Below are 15,818 nucleotides of genomic sequence, written 5' to 3' on the forward strand. Positions count from 1 at the left end.
GGAGTCGGTCACGAGTGGCTGATCAGGGGATTCGAGTCCGGCTCCAGAAGTTTGCGCAGCATACGTCGATCGTGTATTGCAACGGATCTCAGGCTGTGGATCAGGCACAAGGAGAGAGGGACATCAATGACCGTCACCGTGTACACCAAGCCCGCTTGCGTCCAGTGCAACGCCACCTACAAGGCCCTCGACAAGGCCGGGGTGGACTACGAGGTCATCGACATCTCGGAGAACGACGAGGCGCGTGACTACGTCATGGCCCTGGGCTACCTGCAGGCGCCGGTCGTGGTGGCCGGAGACGATCACTGGTCGGGCTTCCGGCCCGATCGCATCAAGTCGCTCGCGACCGTGGCGGCCTGACCCTCCACCGGATCCGAGGTGCGAGTGCCGGGCGGTCCGCCGCGGCACTCCCGAGAAGAGGAAGGCGACCATGCCGGAGACGACGGCGCTGGTCTACTTCTCCAGCGCTTCGGAGAACACGCATCGTTTCGTCGAGAAGCTGGGGCTCCCGGCGACTCGCATACCACTGCACACCGCCGACTCGCTGCGCGTAGACGAACCGTACGTGCTGATCGTCCCCACCTATGGGGGCGGTCGGCACGTGCTGGGGGGCGATCGTTCCGACAAGGATTTCGTGCCGCGGCAGGTCGCGAAGTTCCTCAATGATCCGCACAACCGGGCGCTGCTGCGCGGCGTCATCGCGGCGGGGAACACGAACTTCGGCGACACCTTCTGCTATGCGGGCGAACTGATCGCGCGCAAGTGCGGCGTGCCGTACCTGTATCGCTTCGAACTCATGGGAACCGCTGAGGACGTCGAACGCGTCCGAGAGGGATTGGGATTGTTTTGGCAACAGCAACGACAGCACCGGCCGGAAAAACAGCTCGCTTAGAGCAGCCCCCGGTCCGTGGCGGCGACGCGGGCGAGGTCCTCGACTACCACGCCCTCAACGCGATGCTGAACCTGTATGGTCCGAACGGGGAGATCCAGTTCGACAAGGACCGTGAGGCCGCCCACCAGTACTTCTTGCAGCACGTCAATCAGAACACCGTCTTCTTCCACAACCTGGACGAGAAGCTGGACTACCTGATCGACGAGAACTACTACGAGGCGGAGGTCCTGGAGCAGTACAGCCGCCCGTTCATCAAGAATCTGTTCAAACAGGCGTACGCCAAGAAGTTCCGGTTCCCCACCTTCCTCGGCGCGTTCAAGTACTACACCTCGTACACGCTGAAGACCTTCGATGGCAAGCGCTACCTGGAGCGGTTCGAGGACCGGGTGTGCATGGTCGCGCTCACCCTCGCCGCCGGTGACGAGGCGCTGGCGGGCAAGCTGGTCGACGAGATCATCGACGGCCGCTTCCAGCCCGCCACCCCGACCTTCCTGAACTCGGGCAAGAAGCAGCGCGGCGAGCCGGTGTCGTGTTTCCCTGCGGGTACGCCGGTGGACACGATCGACGGTCCCCGCGCCATCGAGACGCTGCGGCCGGGCGACCGGGTCTTGTCCCACGACGGTTCCTATCGTGCGGTCGAAGCGTTGATCGAGAATCCCAACGATCAAGCGCTGGTGGCGATTTCGCACTTCGGCCACAAGGAGCCGATCCGGTGCACTCCTGAGCATCCGATCCTGGTGTGGACCACCCGTGAGGTCGACACACTCATCAACGCGGACGGCGCGGACCCGTTCAACGGTTTCGTGTGGCTGGCCGCGCGGGACGTGCAGCCGACCGACTACATCGTGACGACCGCGCCGCTGGGACAGCGGGACCGGCGCGTGTTCGACCTCATGGATCACACCGGCGAAGGTGTGTACGAAGAGGTCGACGGGCTGATCCAGAAGGTGAACACCGACGCGAAGCACCGCGACAAGCAGCGCCACAACCAGCGTTTCGTCGCGGTCAACCGCTTCGTCGAGGAGTCCTACGAGCTCGGCCTGATCCTCGGCTGGTATGTGGCCGAAGGCCACGTGTCCAAGCGGTCGACCGACGTGAGCGTGCCCAACGGCGTACATTTCACCCTCGGCGCGCATGAGGTCGACTACCACGTCGAACTCGGCATGGCATTCAAGCAGGTGTTCGGGGTCGACCTGTCCTTGCACACCAACCACTCCGATCACTCCACGCGGATGGTGTGCAACAGCAACGTCGTCGCATCATTGCTGTTGTCATTGGCCGGGACCGGCTATGGCAACAAACGATTGGACGGTGATGTGCTCACCGCCGACGAGGAATTCCAACGCGGCCTGCTGGCCGGGCTGTTCCGCGGCGATGGTTGCAGCACCTCGGGCGGCATGATGCTCGACCTGGTCAACCCCGAGCTCATCGACCAGGTGCAGCTGATCCTGCGCCGCCTCGGCATCGTGTCGGTCGTCCGTAGCTACGTCAACCGAGCGGGCAATGTGACCGGCCAGGTTTTCGTGCCCGGCCTGCCGGGAAACAACGAGGACTTCATCTTCGACATCGGCAAGAACCTGTACAACTACGTCGGCCGCAAGGGCACAAAGCGTGCGACGTATCAGGTCGTGCACGGCCGGCAGGTATACGGTGTGCGCGCTGTCGAGCGCACCACCGAGACCCCGGAGAAGGTGTACAACCTCCACGTCGAGGACACCCACACCTACTCGATCCGCGGTACGGTCGTCCACAATTGCTTCCTGCTGCGCATCGAGGACAACATGGAGTCCATCGGGCGCTCGATCAACTCCGCGCTGCAGCTGTCCAAGCGCGGCGGCGGTGTCGCGCTGCTGCTGAGCAACATTCGCGAGCACGGCGCGCCGATCAAGAAGATCGAGAACCAGAGTTCGGGCGTCATCCCGATCATGAAGCTGCTCGAGGACTCGTTCTCCTACGCCAACCAGCTCGGCGCGCGCCAGGGCGCGGGCGCGGTCTACCTGCACGCCCATCACCCGGACATCTACCGGTTCCTGGACACCAAGCGGGAGAACGCGGACGAGAAGATCCGCATCAAGACGCTCTCGCTCGGCGTGGTCATCCCGGACATCACCTTCGAGCTGGCCAAGAAGAACGAGGACATGTACCTGTTCTCGCCCTATGACGTGGAGCGCATCTACGGCAAGCCGTTCGCCGACATCGACGTCACCGAGAAGTACTACGAGATGGTCGACGACAAGCGCATCCGCAAGTCGAAAATCAAGGCGCGCGAGTTCTTCCAGACCATCGCCGAGCTGCAGTTCGAGTCGGGCTACCCGTACATCATGTTCGAGGACACGGTGAACCGGGCCAACCCGATCGCGGGCAAGATCACCCACTCCAATCTGTGCTCGGAGATCTTGCAGGTCTCCACGCCGTCGGAGTTCAACGACGACCTGTCCTACGCCAAGATCGGCAAGGACATCTCCTGCAACCTCGGGTCGCTGAACATCGCCAAGACGATGGACTCGCCCGACTTCGCGCAGACCATCGAGGTGTCCATCCGGGCGCTGACCGCCGTGTCGGACCAGACCCACATCTACTCGGTGCCCTCCATCGAGCAGGGCAACAACTCTTCGCACGCCATCGGCCTCGGGCAAATGAACCTGCACGGCTACCTGGCGCGCGAACGCATCCACTACGGGTCCGAAGCGGGCATCGACTTCACCAACATCTACTTCTACACCGTGGTCTATCACGCGATCCGGGCGTCGAACCGGATCGCGATCGAGCGCGGCTCGTACTTCGGCGGCTTCCCCGAATCGAAGTACGCCAGCGGCGCGTACTTCGACAAGTACACCGATCAGGTGTGGGAGCCGAAGACCGATCGCGTCCGGCAGTTGTTCGCCGACGCGGGCGTGCACATCCCGACCCAGGACGACTGGCGTGAGCTGAAGGCCTCGGTCATGGAACACGGCATCTACAACCAGAACCTGCAGGCGGTCCCGCCGACCGGGTCGATCTCCTACATCAACCACTCCACCAGCTCCATCCACCCGGTGGCGTCGAAGATCGAGATCCGCAAGGAAGGCAAGATCGGGCGCGTCTACTACCCGGCGCCCTACATGACCAACGACAACCTCGAGTACTACGAGGACGCCTACGAGATCGGCTACGAGAAGATCATCGACACCTATGCCGCGGCCACCCAGCACGTGGACCAGGGCCTGTCGCTGACGCTGTTCTTCAAGGACTCCGCCACCACCCGCGATCTCAACCGCGCCCAGATCTACGCCTGGCGCAAGGGCATCAAGACCCTCTACTACATCCGGCTGCGCCAGATGGCACTGGAGGGAACCGAAGTCGAGGGTTGCGTCTCCTGCATGCTGTGATCCCGTAGCGAACAGGGTGGCTTCCCGCTGGGCAGCCACCCGGTTTCGCATTCTCCGGCCACCGAGGTGTTCCCATTCCGGGCTTCCGTCGCGGTGCGATGCCCATCCCGCGCCTGGAATATGCTGGCGCAGAGGCGATCCGGTAGTGATGGGAACGACAATGACCGATCTCGGCGGCCACGGTAAGCCGCTCCGTCCGATTCACGACGCGAGCGTGCCGAGCAGCGCGCGAATATACGACTACGTGCTGGGCGGCAAAGACCACTATCAGGTGGACCGGGATGCGGCCGAGAAGGTGATCGCGGCCTTTCCCACCACCCGGGTCGCGGCTCGGCAGAACCGGCTCTTCATGCACCGTGCGGTGAACGCGCTCACCGCGATGGGCGTGACCCAGTTCCTCGACATCGGCACCGGCATCCCCACCGAGCCGAACCTGCACCAGGTGGCGCAGGCGCCGACGCCGGAAGCGCGGGTGGTCTACGTGGACAACGATCCGATCGTGTTGTCCCACGCCCGCGCCTTGCTCACCGGTACGCCGGAGGGTCGCACCGCCTACGTCGACGCCGACCTGAAAGATCCCGCGGCGATCCTGTCCGCCCCCGAACTCCTCGACACCCTGGACCTGAAGCGTCCGGTGGCGCTGAGCCTGGTCGCCGTGCTGCATTTCCTGTCCGACGAGCAGGACCCCTACGGAATAGTCCAGACGCTGCTCGGCGCCCTCGCGCCGGGCTCGTTCCTCGTGGTCTCGCACATCACCGCCGACCTCGAACCGGAGATGATGACCGAGGCCCTGAACGTGTACAGGCAGAGTGGGGTCTATGCCCAGACACGCACGCGAGACGAATTCGCCCGATTCTTCACCGGGCTGGAACTAATGGACCCGGGCATCGTCGTCTCCAACCAATGGCGCACCCACGGTGAGTCACCGTCCTGGCTCGACTCCCAAGTGAACTGCTGGAGCGCGGTCGGCCGGAAGTTGTAGTGCTGTGTTTGTCGGCCGCGCCTGCGGCGCGGCGTGTTCGCGGCCCCCTTTGTCTCGCGACCGAGCGACCGAGACTCGCGCCTACGGCGCATGCGCTTCGGTCGCTCGGTCGCGAGACGGCCGCGAACGGTCGCTCGTAAGACTCGCTCCGTTGTGGGCGGGTGGGTGGGGATGCCAACTCTTGCGGGCAGGGGGAGGGGCCGGGAGTACTCGGTACTGGGGATCAACCCAGGCGCTGAGGTTCGCTCGGCTGCGGACAGACCTGCCTCAGCGCGCTCAGCTCAGCGCGGGGAGCACTTCGCGTTCGAAGAGTTCGATGCCGGAGGTGTCGTAGGCGGATTCGGGGAAGTTGAAGATGGCGTAGCCGAGGCCGAGGTCGCGGACCTTGGTGAGGTTGTCGATGATCTGGTCCGGAGTTCCGGTGGCGGCGCCGCTGTTGTACAGCTGGTGGAAGTAGGACTCGGCCGCGTCGGCGCCGATGACGGGGATCAGGCGGGCGCGCAGCGCCGCGAGGCGATCCTCCACTTCGGCCTGGTTAGAGCCGATGACGACGTTGAAGTTCGAACTGCGGACGATCGCGTCGAAGTCGGTGCCGACGTCGGCGCAGTGGGCGCGCAGCACCTCGGATTTGTGGGTGAATTCCTCGGGGTTACCGCTGAAGTTGGTGTACTGCGCGTACTTCGCGGCGATGCGCAGCGTCTTCTTCTCGCCGCCACCCGCGATCCACAGCGGAATACCGTTCTCCTGCAACGGGAGCGGACGGACGATGGCGCCGTCGACCTGGTAGTACTTGCCGTCGAGGGTGGCCGAACCCGTGGTCCACGCTTGCCGGAAGATCTGCACACCCTCGTCCAGGCGGCCCAGTCTTTCGCCCGCGGACGGGAAACCGTAACCGTAGGCGCGCCACTCGTGTTCGTACCAGCCACCGCCGATGCCCATCTCGACGCGGCCGCCCGAGATCAGGTCGACCGTCGCGGCCACCTTGGCCAGGTAGGCCGGGTTGCGGTAGCTGATCGCGGTACACATCTGGCCGAGGCGGATGCGTGCGGTGGTGGCGGCGAACGCCGACATCAGCGTCCATGCCTCGTGCGTCGCCTCCTCGGTGGGGACCGGGACGGTGTGGAAGTGGTCGTACACCCACAGCGATTCCCACGCCGGGTTCGCGTCGGCGCGCTGGGCGAGGTCTCGCATCACCCCCCACTGATCCGCCGGGTCGATGCCCACCAGATCGAGCCGCCAACCCTGCGGAATGAAGATGCCGAAGCGCACGAATATCTCCTTCGTGTGTACCCGAAACGGCCATGGCGAGCGCCGCGGCCTTCCTCACTGTTACCAGTCCACCGCGCGCTGGCAACCGTTCGGCGCTCGACGCTCCGAATTCCCCCGGGGAGCCCCGGCCGCCGGGACTCGAGCGCTCTACAACCAGGTCGTAGCGAGCCAGGTCGCCACCGCGGCACAATCTCGAACGCGACGGGCTGGTCATCCGCACCGCCCATGCCGAGGTCCCGCCGCGTGTCGAGTACGAGCTCAGCGAACTCGCCATGACCTTGATCCCCCACGCGCTCGCCCTGGCCAGATGGGCCACGAAGCACAATCCCGAGATCGACGCTCATCGGGCCGCGTACGACACGCGGCCACGCTGAGCGCCCGAACGCGGCCCGGGAATCGAGAACGCACGGTGCAGCAGGCCGATTGTTCGTTGTTCCGCCGACTGCCCGCACACGAAATCCGCCGGCGAGAGGCGGACCGAATGCCGGACGCTGGAACCGTGGGAAAGGCAGCCTCGTCTCGGCGCCGCGAAAGCAAGAGGTCGGCCGATCGCAAATGGTGCGATCGGCCGACTTCGCCTGCCCTGTCCCTACGCGCCGGTGAACTTCCCTCCCGCGATGGACTTCGACGGCGCACCGTCGACGCCGACGGGAATGTCACCCTCGAGTGTGGTGCGGTACAGCACGCGGGTGACATCGAGGTGGTCGAGGTCGCTCGGTGCGAGGTGCGCGGTGGCGCGGTTGTCCCAGAACGCGAGGCTGCCCTTCGCCCAGCGGAATCGGACGGTGTAGGCCGGGTTGGTCACCTCGTCGAACAGCAGCTTCAGCAGTGCGTCGCTCTGGTTCGGCCGGAGCCCGACGATGCGGGTGGTGAAGCCGGGGTTCACGAACAGCGCCCGCTCGCCGGTCACCGGATGCACCCGGACGACCGGATGTTCGGTGATCAGCGGCGCGGCCGCGACCTTTTTCGCATAGTCGCTGTCGGAGTCCCAGGCCGGCCTGCTGCCGCCGAAGCGGTGCTCGGCGCGCAACCCTTCGACGAATCGCTTGAGCGGCTCGGGCAGGTTCTCGTAGGCCGCGACGAGGTTCGTCCAGCCGGTGTCGCCACCCTGCGCCGGGGCGATCTCGGCGCGCAGGATCGAGGCGGCGGGCGGGTTGATCAGCGCGGAGACATCGGTGTGCCAGTGGTTGGTGTAGCTGAATTTCCGCACACCGAACCGCTTCTCGTACAACCGGCTGTCGACCGCGAGGATCTCCGGGTGCTCCGTCGGCGCGTCGTCGTCGTACGGATGTGACGGCGTGACCGCGCCGAACCGGCGGGAGAAGGCGATCTGCTGCGCGTGATCGATGTGCTGATCGCGGAAGAACAGCACCTTGTAGGTGTGCAGCGCGTCGGTGATGGCCGCGACCTGCTGGTCGGTCAGCGGCTCGCGGAGATCGACGCCGGAGACGTCGGCGCCGATGTAACCGGCGACGGGCGCGACGCGCACCGGGTTGTCGGTGACGGTCGAGAGGGGGGTTTCGTGGACAGCGGTCATCGGAAGAACTCGTTTCGGATCAGAGGATCGGGCCGGCGGCAACCGGAGATGCGGGATGTGCGGCAAGGCGACAAGCGCTGCCGCACACCCGCATGAAGTCCACGACGCGCCGTTTGGTCAGCGCCCGCACGGCGACTGCCTTCCGAACATGGGACGGGCGGCCATGGTTCAGGCGTTCGCCGGGGCACGCCACCGCGACAGGCGGCGTTCCAGGGCCACCAGCACGCCGTTGAAGCCGAGGCCGAGCAGCGAGATGGCGAGGATTCCCGCATACATGTTCGGGATCGCGAAGTTCTGCTGCGCGGCGGTGATCAGATAGCCGAGCCCGGCCCTGGCCCCGAACATCTCGGCGGCCAGCAGCACGAGGATCGAACTGGCGGCGGCCATCCGCAGACCCGTGAAGATGGACGGCAGCGCCGCGGGCAGGATCACCTTCTGGAACAGTCGTAACGGCGAGAAGCCCAGGGAAGCAGCGGATTTGACCAGTAGCGGATCGACGGTGCGCACGCCGGTGATGGTGTTCAGCAGAATCGGGAAGAAGCTCGCGTAGACGACGATGGCCACCTTCGAGGTTTCGCCGATCCCCAGGATCAGCAAGAAGACCGGGAGCAACGCCAGCGCCGCGGTGTTGCGGAACAGTTCGAGGATCGGGTTCAGGAAGTCCGCCACCGGCTTGTACCAGGCGATCGCGACGCCCACCGGGATACCCGCGACCAACGCGAGGGAATACCCGGCCAGGGAACGATTCAGGCTCGCGGAGATGTGCGTCCACATCTCTCCGCTCGCCACCAGGTCGGCGAACGCCTGCGCCACCACCGAGAACGGCGGCAGGAACACCTCGTCCACCAGCCCGAGCGTGGGGGCGAGTTGCCACAGCAGCAAGAACAGCACGATCACGACCGTCGGTTTGAATACCCGCCAGGCGAACCGGCCCACCGCCCGCAGGGCCCGCGTCACGGCGGTGGGCGCCGGCTCGGCCCGCTGCACCGGGGCAGGCCGGGTGGGCTGGACCGCGCGTTCCCGTACCGGCCGCTCGCTCAGCTGAATGGCACTAGACATGAGCCGTCCTCTCGGTGGTGGGGTCGATATCGGCCGGGTCGGAAAGGGATTCCAGTTCCAGGCTCGCGGCTCGTTGGACCTCGCTGTGCAGCAGCGTCCAGATCTCGTGGCGATAGTCCCGGAAGCGTGGGGAGGAGCGGATGTCGTCGTCGGTGTCCCGGTCGAGTTCGACGTCGACGATGGCCTTGATCCGGCCGGGCCGTGAGGTCAGCACGGCGACACGCTGGCCGAGATACACCGCTTCGTCGATGCCGTGGGTGATGAACAGGACGGTCTTGCCGGTGGCGCGCCAGATGCGCAACAGTTCGTCCTGCAACGATTCCCTGGTCTGCGCGTCGAGCGCGGCGAACGGCTCGTCCATCAGCAGCACCTCGGGATCGAACGCGAGACTGCGAGCGATCGCGACGCGCTGTTTCATGCCGCCGGACAGTTCGTGCGGGTAGCGGTCGCCGAAACCGGAGAGCCCGACCAGTTCCAAGTAGTGGTCGGCGAGCTCGCGCCGCGTCTTGCGGCGCAAACCCTTGGCCTCCAAACCGAATTCGATATTGGACCGGGCAGTGCGCCAGGGCAGCAGGGCGTACTGCTGGAAGACGATGCCGCGGTCGAGGCCCGGCCCGGTGATCGGCTTCCCGTCCAGCAGGATCTCACCGGAGGTGGGCTTGCTCAGCCCGCCGAGCAGGTCCAGCAGCGTCGACTTGCCCGAGCCGCTCGGTCCGACCAGGACCAGGAACTCGCCTTCACGCAGTTCCAGCGAGATGTCCTCGAGTGCGGTGAACCGCTCCTGGGAGCCGCGCACCGCGAACTGCTTGCGCACTCCGGTGAGCGCTAGTTTCGTAGCCGTGCTCATTTCGCGGCCACCACCTCTCCGGTCGGTCCCGCCTCCGGCGTGAACTTGCCGTTGGCATACGGGTTGAACTTGTTGGTGAACAGGTCCGCGGCCTTCAATTTGCCGTTGGGCAGTTCGCCGTTGCGCACCAGCCAATCGATCCAGATCTGCAGCTCCTTGTCGGCGACCACCCCGCCGGGCACCGGTATCCCGGAGCTGAGCCAGTACGGCACCAGGCCGGCGTTCTCGTTGCGGCCGCGCTTGCCGATGATCTGGACGAACCGCTCACGCACCTGATCGCGCGGAGTCACCTGCAGCCAGCGGATCGCGCGCGCGGTGCCCTGCACGAAGTCCTCCACGGCTTCGGGATTCTTGGCGATGTAGTCGTTGCGGAAGACGTACGTGCCGTAGCCGAACGTGCCGAAAATGGCCTTGTCGGTGTACAGCGGGTGGATACCGCCGCGCTGGAGGGCGGTGTCGCGGAAGACGCTGCCCAAGGCGCCGACGTCGACCTGCCCCTTGCGCAGCGCGTCCTCGGTGTTGGCAGGCGGTACGACGACCAGCTGCACCTGCTTGATCTCGTCGTCGGTCAAACCTTGCTGGTGCAGCCACTCCCTGGTGATGAATTCGTGGTGCGCGCCGAGGGTGTTGACCGCGACCTTCTTGCCGATCAGATCGCGTGCCGAGGTGATGCCGGAGTCGTCGCGCACGTAGTAACCGGTGAACGACTGCTCGTCCGCGCCATAGGAACTGAGCACCGAGGTGACCTTCGCCCCGCCCGCGATCAGCTTCACCACCGCGCCGTTGAACGCGCTGCCGAACTCGACTTGGTTCGTCGCCGCGGCCTGGATATTGGCCGGCCCGCTGGTGGTGTCGCCTTCCCAGTGCAGGCTGATCTTCGTGAAGTAGCCGAGATCGTCGGCCAGTTCGACGGGACTCACCTGCCCGGTGGCGCCTTGATAGCGCAGCACGGTCTTGCCGTCGGTGGTTTTGGCGGGGGTGGACTCGCCGCATCCGGTGAGCACGGATAGACCGGTGAGCACCGCCACGGCGGCTGCGAGAGCGCGGGCGACGCGCCGGGAGGAGGGAGAGAGAAGCATTGTTGATCTTTCGAAGAGAAGACGCCGTGCAGTTCGATGCAGGCGTCCGGCGACACCACAGCGGAGCGATGCGGCGGTGGACGACCGCGCGGGATTCGGCCGGGAACCGATGCCGCGCTACTTCAGTGGCGACAGATTCCGTGCGGAACGCGCATGAAGTCGACCGCGCGACGGCGGATCAATGCTGTTGCTGTCGACACTTCGAGACTTCCGTGAGCTGTATATCGGTGCGGGACAGGCGCGGTGACTTCCGACACCCGCTTGGGAAACACTGTCCCGGTTCCCAAGCATGGGAGCAACAGTTCGACGCCCCCTGCGTATAACCCTGTCGGCCAGCGGACGAGCGTTCCGGAGACCGGGTGACACGGTCGCCGGCCGGTAGCGGCGTGCGCCGCACGATGAACCGCGCGGTCGCGCAACCCGGAGCGATGACGACCCGTGCGGTGCCGCACGCTCGGATCCGGTCGTTCCTGCGGCTGCCGGAGCCCGACCGCGGGCGGTCGACCGCCATCGCGGTCGGCGCGCCGATACCCACGCCGACATCCGCGGGCGAACGACGCCCGATTCCGACCGGCGTGGAGCGGCTTCCGTCACAGCGCGCCGTCGTAAGGTGATCATCGTCCCCGAAGCCATGTAAGCTGCACGAGGACGTTTCCTGTCCGCGAGATGTTGATCCGAATGGTGCGGATATCCGAGATCCGCGGCGACGACGAGAGGGAGGTGGGGTAGCGATGCGCAGCGAACCTCCCAGTCGAAGGCCGCGCGGCGCCGCCCCTTCGCATTCCTGATCAGGTCGCGACGGCAGGGGCCGGCGCCCGCGGTGTGAATTTCGCGCTCTCCGTTCACTCACGCATGTGCTGAGGTCCTCTCATGTCGCAGACCGACATCATCGAAGTACGTCCGACGCTGTCCGAATCCCTCCAGGACATCGTCGATACCCGTCGCGTGGACGCCGCGCTGGACTGGCTCGGCAACCATCCGCCGCACGTCATCGCCGATCAGCTCGCCCGCATGGACGCGGTGCGGGCCGGGATGGCGTTCCGCCTGCTCGACAAAGACCTGGCGCTGGCCGTTTTCGAGGAACTCGAGCCGGTGGACCAGCAGCAGATCCTGCAAGGACTGCGCGATCAGAGCTTCCGCGACCTGGTCGAGGGCATGGCGCCCGACGACCGCGCCCGCATGCTGCGCGAGGCGCCCGCCAAGGTGGCCAAGAAGGCGCTGGCCGGCCTGAGCCCGCGGGAGCGGCGGATGACCGCGAGCCTGCTCGGCTACCCGGAGGGCTCCGCCGGTCAGTTCATGACGCCGGAGGTGGTGGCGCTGCCGCGTGACCTCACCGTGGCCGAAGCGCTCGGCATGGTGCGCGCCAAGGGCGGCAACGCCGAGACGGTGTACACGCTGCCGGTGGTCGATTCGGGCAGGCGGCTGACCGGCATCGTCGAACTGCGCGAACTGGTGCTCAGCAAGCCCGAGACCATGGTGTCGGAGCTGGTCGTCACCGAACCGGCCTTCGCGCGCGCCACCGATTCCGCGGAGAAGGCCGCCCGCCTGATGCGCGAGACCAACGACATCAACCTGCCGGTGGTGGACAGCGAGGACCGGCTGGTCGGGCTGCTCACCATCGACGACGCGGTCGAGGTGATCGAGGCCGCCGACAGCGAGGACGTGGCGTTACAGGCGGGATCGGCGCCGTGGGAGGGCCACTACATGGCCGCCGGGGTGTTCCAGCTGGCCCGCTATCGCGCGCTGTGGCTGCTGCTGTTGCTCTTCGCCGCGACACTGACGGTGAGCGTGACCGACTTCTTCGAGGGCACCTTGCAGCAGGCGGCGCACCTGGCGCTGTTCATCCCGCTGCTGATCGGCGCGGGCGGGAACGCGGGCGCGCAGGCCGCCACCGCCTGCGTGCGCGCGGTCGCGGTCGGCGAGGTCAAGGCGTCGGACCTGTTGAAGGTGATCTGGCGGGAATGCCGGGTCGGCCTGGTGCTCGGCTCGCTGCTGGCCTCGGTGGGCTTGGCGATCGGCGCCCTGTTCGTCGGTCCGCGCATCGCCCTGGTCGTCGGCATCACCCTGGTCCTGATCTGCGGCTGGGCCGCCACCATCGGCGGCACCATGCCGCTGCTGGCCAAGAAACTGCGCATCGACCCCGCGGTCGTCTCCGCCCCGATGGTCACCACCCTGGTCGACGCCACCGGCCTGATCATCTACTTCACGACGGCCAAGCTGGTCCTGGGAATCTGAGGTCGGCGAACGAGGGATCGACCACCCCGAGCCCGGCTCCGCGGTCGCGGCGCCGGGCTCGGTCGGCTCAGAACTCCCAGTCCTCGTCCTCGGTGTTGACCGCCTTGCCGATGACGTAGCTCGAGCCCGAGCCGGAGAAGAAGTCGTGGTTCTCGTCCGCGTTGGGGGACAGGGCCGAGAGGATGGCGGGGTTCACGTCGGTTTCGTCCTTGGGGAACAGGCCCTCGTAGCCGAGGTTCATCAGCGCCTTGTTGGCGTTGTAGCGCAGGAACTTCTTGACGTCCTCGGTGAGGCCGACCTCGTCGTAGAGGTCCTGGGTGTAGTCGACCTCGTTGTCGTAGAGCTCGAACAGCAGCTCGAAGGTGTAGTTCTTGAGTTCGTCCCGCTCGGCCTGGGTGACCAGCTCCAAGCCCTTCTGGTACTTGTAGCCGATGTAGTAGCCGTGGACCGCTTCGTCCCGGATGATGAGGCGGATCATGTCGGCGGTGTTGGTGAGCTTGGCCCGCGACGACCAGTGCATCGGCAGGTAGAAACCGGAATAGAACAGGAAGCTCTCCAACAGTGTGGAGGCGACCTTGCGCTTGAGCGGATCGTCGCCGTTGTAGTACGACAGCACGATCTCGGCCTTGCGCTGGAGGTTGCGGTTCTCCTCCGACCAGCGGAACGCCTCATCGATCTCGCGGGTGGAGCACAGCGTGGAGAAGATCGAGCTGTAGCTCTTGGCGTGCACCGATTCCATGAACGCGATGTTGGTCAGCACCGCCTCTTCATGCGGGGTCAGCGCGTCCGGGATGAGGCTCACCGCGCCGACGGTGCCCTGGATGGTGTCCAGCAGGGTCAGGCCGGTGAAGACCCGCATGGTCAGCTGCTTCTCGTCGGCGGTCAGGGTGTTCCACGACGGGATGTCGTTGGAGACCGGCACCTTCTCCGGCAGCCAGAAGTTGCCGGTCAGCCGGTCCCAGACCTCGGCGTCCTTTTCGTCGGGCACCCGATTCCAGTTGATGGCCGACACCCGATCGATCAGTTTCATCCTGCCTCCACGCCTTTCCCGAGCACGCTGCCGTCACGGAATGTCTACCCTCGGAACACTACTCCTAGTGGCTGACATGTCCGCGTAGCACAACACCTTGTGTCGCCGCGACGCGCGTCCTATGTGCGGAAGAACGCCAGGGCGCGCCGCGCGCGGCCCCCTATTGTGCGGTACGCGCCTTCTGGCGACTACATCGGCATCGGTGGGTCCGATTGCTCGCTGAAAGTTTGCCAATAGGTGTCACATCAGACGGGGGCGGCGGGCTGACGACGCGGCACACCAGGTGTGGATGCCTGCCTCCGCTCGGCCGCGAAAGCGTTGCCGGGCTCGCTGATCCTTCATTTCCCCGGTGCGCCGGGACGGCGGCAGTGCCGCAAGTCACCGCCGCCCGGGGACCGAGCCGCTTCGACGCGCGGTGGTCTACCTGCCCCGAATCGATCATCCGAGCGGCTCCACCCGGCCCGGCATGGAGATTCCTGGTCGTGTCACCACCGGTTCCGGGCGTTGGTGATCGCCGTGGACGTCGTGGTATCCGGGGCCGGCCAACGCCCGGCCGGAGACCCGTGGCGGACGGGCGCAGGACCGATCGCTACCGCGGAGGTCGGCCGCCGGGTACGCCGCCGGGCGGCCGCCCACCGGGCTGCGCGGAACCATTGCCCGACTGCGTGTTCTGCGATTTCTCGGCGACGCCCACGGTGAGCGAGACGCGCAGCCCGGAGGACGGCGCGCCCGTCACGGTCGCCAGTTCGGCGTCCCAGCCGTCGCCGAAGACACCGTCCGAGGCGAGCGAGACCTTTGCCAGATTGGTGATGCTGCGCGCGTAACCGGAGTCGTAGGCGAACACCGCCTCGCAGGTGTCCTGGGGCAGCGCGATCTGCGAGGTCAGTCGCGCGTTCTGGCCCGCGACCGCGGTCTCCAGCGAGTCGTAGACCTCGAAATGGATGTGCGGCCACCGGCCCGAGTAGCAGGCCGGGAAGATCGAGGTGAAGCTCACCTTGCCGTCGGCGCCGGCCACCTGCACGCCGCGCAGGTAGTTCTGCTCGGTGACACCACTGCTGTAGAGCGAGTAATTGCCGTCGCGGTCGCAGTGCCACACGTACACCGCCATGCCCGCCCCCGCCGCGCCGCTGTTCGCCAGATCGCGCAGCGTGAGTTCGAGCGTCATCGGAACGCCCTGCGCGACGCCGGAGTACGAGCCGAACGAGCCGGTGATGTCGCTGCGCACCACGCCGGACTCGATGAGGACGTTGGGTCCGTTCGACCCGTCGCCCGGATACGGTCCCTCGGTTTCCTGCGGAGCGGCGGTGACGCCGCCGGATTGCGCGGTGGTCGCCGACGTGGTCCCGGTCGTGCCGGCCGTCGTGTCGTTCGATCCCGACGCGCAGCCTGCCGCGACCGCCGCCGCGCCCGCGGTCGCCCCGAAGAAGAGCAGGGCGCGGCGCCGGGACACCATCACCTTCATATCGTGTGTGAGGCCGAGATCGTGTTCGTGCACCTCATCGCGCCGTGCGCCCACCGTC

12 protein-coding genes and 3 pseudogenes are annotated in these 15,818 nt (G+C 66.2%); 8 read left to right on the forward strand and 7 right to left on the reverse strand.

Features of this window, described 5'->3' with window-relative positions:
* Nucleotides 1-126: 126 nt before the first annotated feature.
* The 6 genes and pseudogenes from ACGF7Y_RS01270 (at nucleotide 127) to ACGF7Y_RS01295 (ending at nucleotide 5,242) form a co-directional block, all read left to right on the forward strand.
* Nucleotides 127-360, forward strand: a complete 234-nt coding sequence (locus tag ACGF7Y_RS01270) for a redoxin NrdH (protein WP_039799742.1) — start codon at nucleotides 127-129, stop codon at nucleotides 358-360.
* A gap of 70 nt (nucleotides 361-430) precedes the next feature.
* Nucleotides 431-892 carry a class Ib ribonucleoside-diphosphate reductase assembly flavoprotein NrdI gene (gene nrdI / locus ACGF7Y_RS01275; protein WP_040868730.1) on the forward strand — a complete coding sequence of 154 codons (462 nt, stop codon included), beginning with the start codon at nucleotides 431-433 and terminating at the stop codon, nucleotides 890-892.
* Nucleotides 893-954: 62 nt separating this feature from the next.
* A pseudogene (locus ACGF7Y_RS01280) lies at nucleotides 955-1,428 on the forward strand (ribonucleotide reductase N-terminal alpha domain-containing protein); the annotation flags it as partial.
* Between the two features lie 15 nt (nucleotides 1,429-1,443).
* Nucleotides 1,444-2,619: pseudogene (locus tag ACGF7Y_RS01285) on the forward strand (LAGLIDADG family homing endonuclease); the annotation flags it as partial.
* 24 nt (nucleotides 2,620-2,643) lie between these two features.
* A pseudogene (gene nrdE / locus ACGF7Y_RS01290) lies at nucleotides 2,644-4,260 on the forward strand (class 1b ribonucleoside-diphosphate reductase subunit alpha); the annotation flags it as partial.
* Between the two features lie 160 nt (nucleotides 4,261-4,420).
* A complete protein-coding gene (locus ACGF7Y_RS01295) occupies nucleotides 4,421-5,242 on the forward strand; it encodes an SAM-dependent methyltransferase (RefSeq protein ID WP_393228127.1) in 822 nt (273 codons plus the stop codon).
* A gap of 276 nt (nucleotides 5,243-5,518) precedes the next feature.
* On the opposite strand, the gene ACGF7Y_RS01300 is transcribed toward ACGF7Y_RS01295, so the two are convergent.
* Entirely contained in the window at nucleotides 5,519-6,511 is a 993-nt protein-coding gene (locus ACGF7Y_RS01300) for an LLM class F420-dependent oxidoreductase (RefSeq protein WP_393228129.1), read from the reverse strand.
* Nucleotides 6,512-6,723: 212 nt separating this feature from the next.
* Between ACGF7Y_RS01300 and ACGF7Y_RS01305 the strand changes: the two genes are divergently transcribed.
* Complete coding sequence (locus ACGF7Y_RS01305; protein WP_393230847.1) at nucleotides 6,724-6,885, forward strand: winged helix-turn-helix transcriptional regulator; 162 nt, start codon at nucleotides 6,724-6,726, stop codon at nucleotides 6,883-6,885.
* A 215-nt stretch (nucleotides 6,886-7,100) separates the two neighbouring features.
* Here ACGF7Y_RS01305 and ACGF7Y_RS01310 read toward each other — a convergent pair whose 3' ends face one another.
* The 4 genes from ACGF7Y_RS01310 to ACGF7Y_RS01325 all read right to left on the reverse strand — a co-directional run bounded on the left by ACGF7Y_RS01310 (nucleotide 7,101) and on the right by ACGF7Y_RS01325 (nucleotide 11,033).
* On the reverse strand, nucleotides 7,101-8,048 hold the full coding sequence (locus ACGF7Y_RS01310) for a TauD/TfdA dioxygenase family protein (protein ID WP_393228131.1): 948 nt from the start codon (nucleotides 8,046-8,048) through the stop codon (nucleotides 7,101-7,103).
* 168 nt (nucleotides 8,049-8,216) lie between these two features.
* Nucleotides 8,217-9,107: an ABC transporter permease gene (locus ACGF7Y_RS01315; protein WP_393228133.1), complete on the reverse strand. Its 891-nt coding sequence runs from the start codon at nucleotides 9,105-9,107 to the stop codon at nucleotides 8,217-8,219.
* A complete protein-coding gene (locus ACGF7Y_RS01320) occupies nucleotides 9,100-9,954 on the reverse strand; it encodes an ABC transporter ATP-binding protein (protein ID WP_393228135.1) in 855 nt (284 codons plus the stop codon). The genes ACGF7Y_RS01315 and ACGF7Y_RS01320 overlap by 8 nt, the downstream gene beginning before the upstream one ends.
* Nucleotides 9,951-11,033, reverse strand: coding sequence for an ABC transporter substrate-binding protein (locus tag ACGF7Y_RS01325; RefSeq protein WP_393228137.1), 1,083 nt, complete (start codon nucleotides 11,031-11,033; stop codon nucleotides 9,951-9,953). The genes ACGF7Y_RS01320 and ACGF7Y_RS01325 overlap by 4 nt, the downstream gene beginning before the upstream one ends.
* 870 nt (nucleotides 11,034-11,903) lie before the next feature.
* Between ACGF7Y_RS01325 and mgtE the strand changes: the two genes are divergently transcribed.
* Nucleotides 11,904-13,268: a magnesium transporter gene (gene mgtE / locus ACGF7Y_RS01330; RefSeq protein WP_393228139.1), complete on the forward strand. Its 1,365-nt coding sequence runs from the start codon at nucleotides 11,904-11,906 to the stop codon at nucleotides 13,266-13,268.
* 67 nt (nucleotides 13,269-13,335) lie between these two features.
* Here mgtE and nrdF read toward each other — a convergent pair whose 3' ends face one another.
* Together nrdF and ACGF7Y_RS01340 are read right to left on the reverse strand one after the other, a co-directional pair.
* Nucleotides 13,336-14,298 (reverse strand): class 1b ribonucleoside-diphosphate reductase subunit beta, encoded by a 963-nt coding sequence (gene nrdF, locus ACGF7Y_RS01335; RefSeq protein WP_391465907.1) that lies wholly within the window; start codon nucleotides 14,296-14,298, stop codon nucleotides 13,336-13,338.
* A gap of 589 nt (nucleotides 14,299-14,887) precedes the next feature.
* Nucleotides 14,888-15,760: an intradiol ring-cleavage dioxygenase gene (locus ACGF7Y_RS01340; protein WP_393230849.1), complete on the reverse strand. Its 873-nt coding sequence runs from the start codon at nucleotides 15,758-15,760 to the stop codon at nucleotides 14,888-14,890.
* Nucleotides 15,761-15,818 lie beyond the last annotated feature (58 nt).

Origin of the sequence: Nocardia sp. NPDC047654, assembly GCF_043205035.1 — a bacterium.
Taxonomy (GTDB): Bacteria; Actinomycetota; Actinomycetes; order Mycobacteriales; family Mycobacteriaceae; genus Nocardia.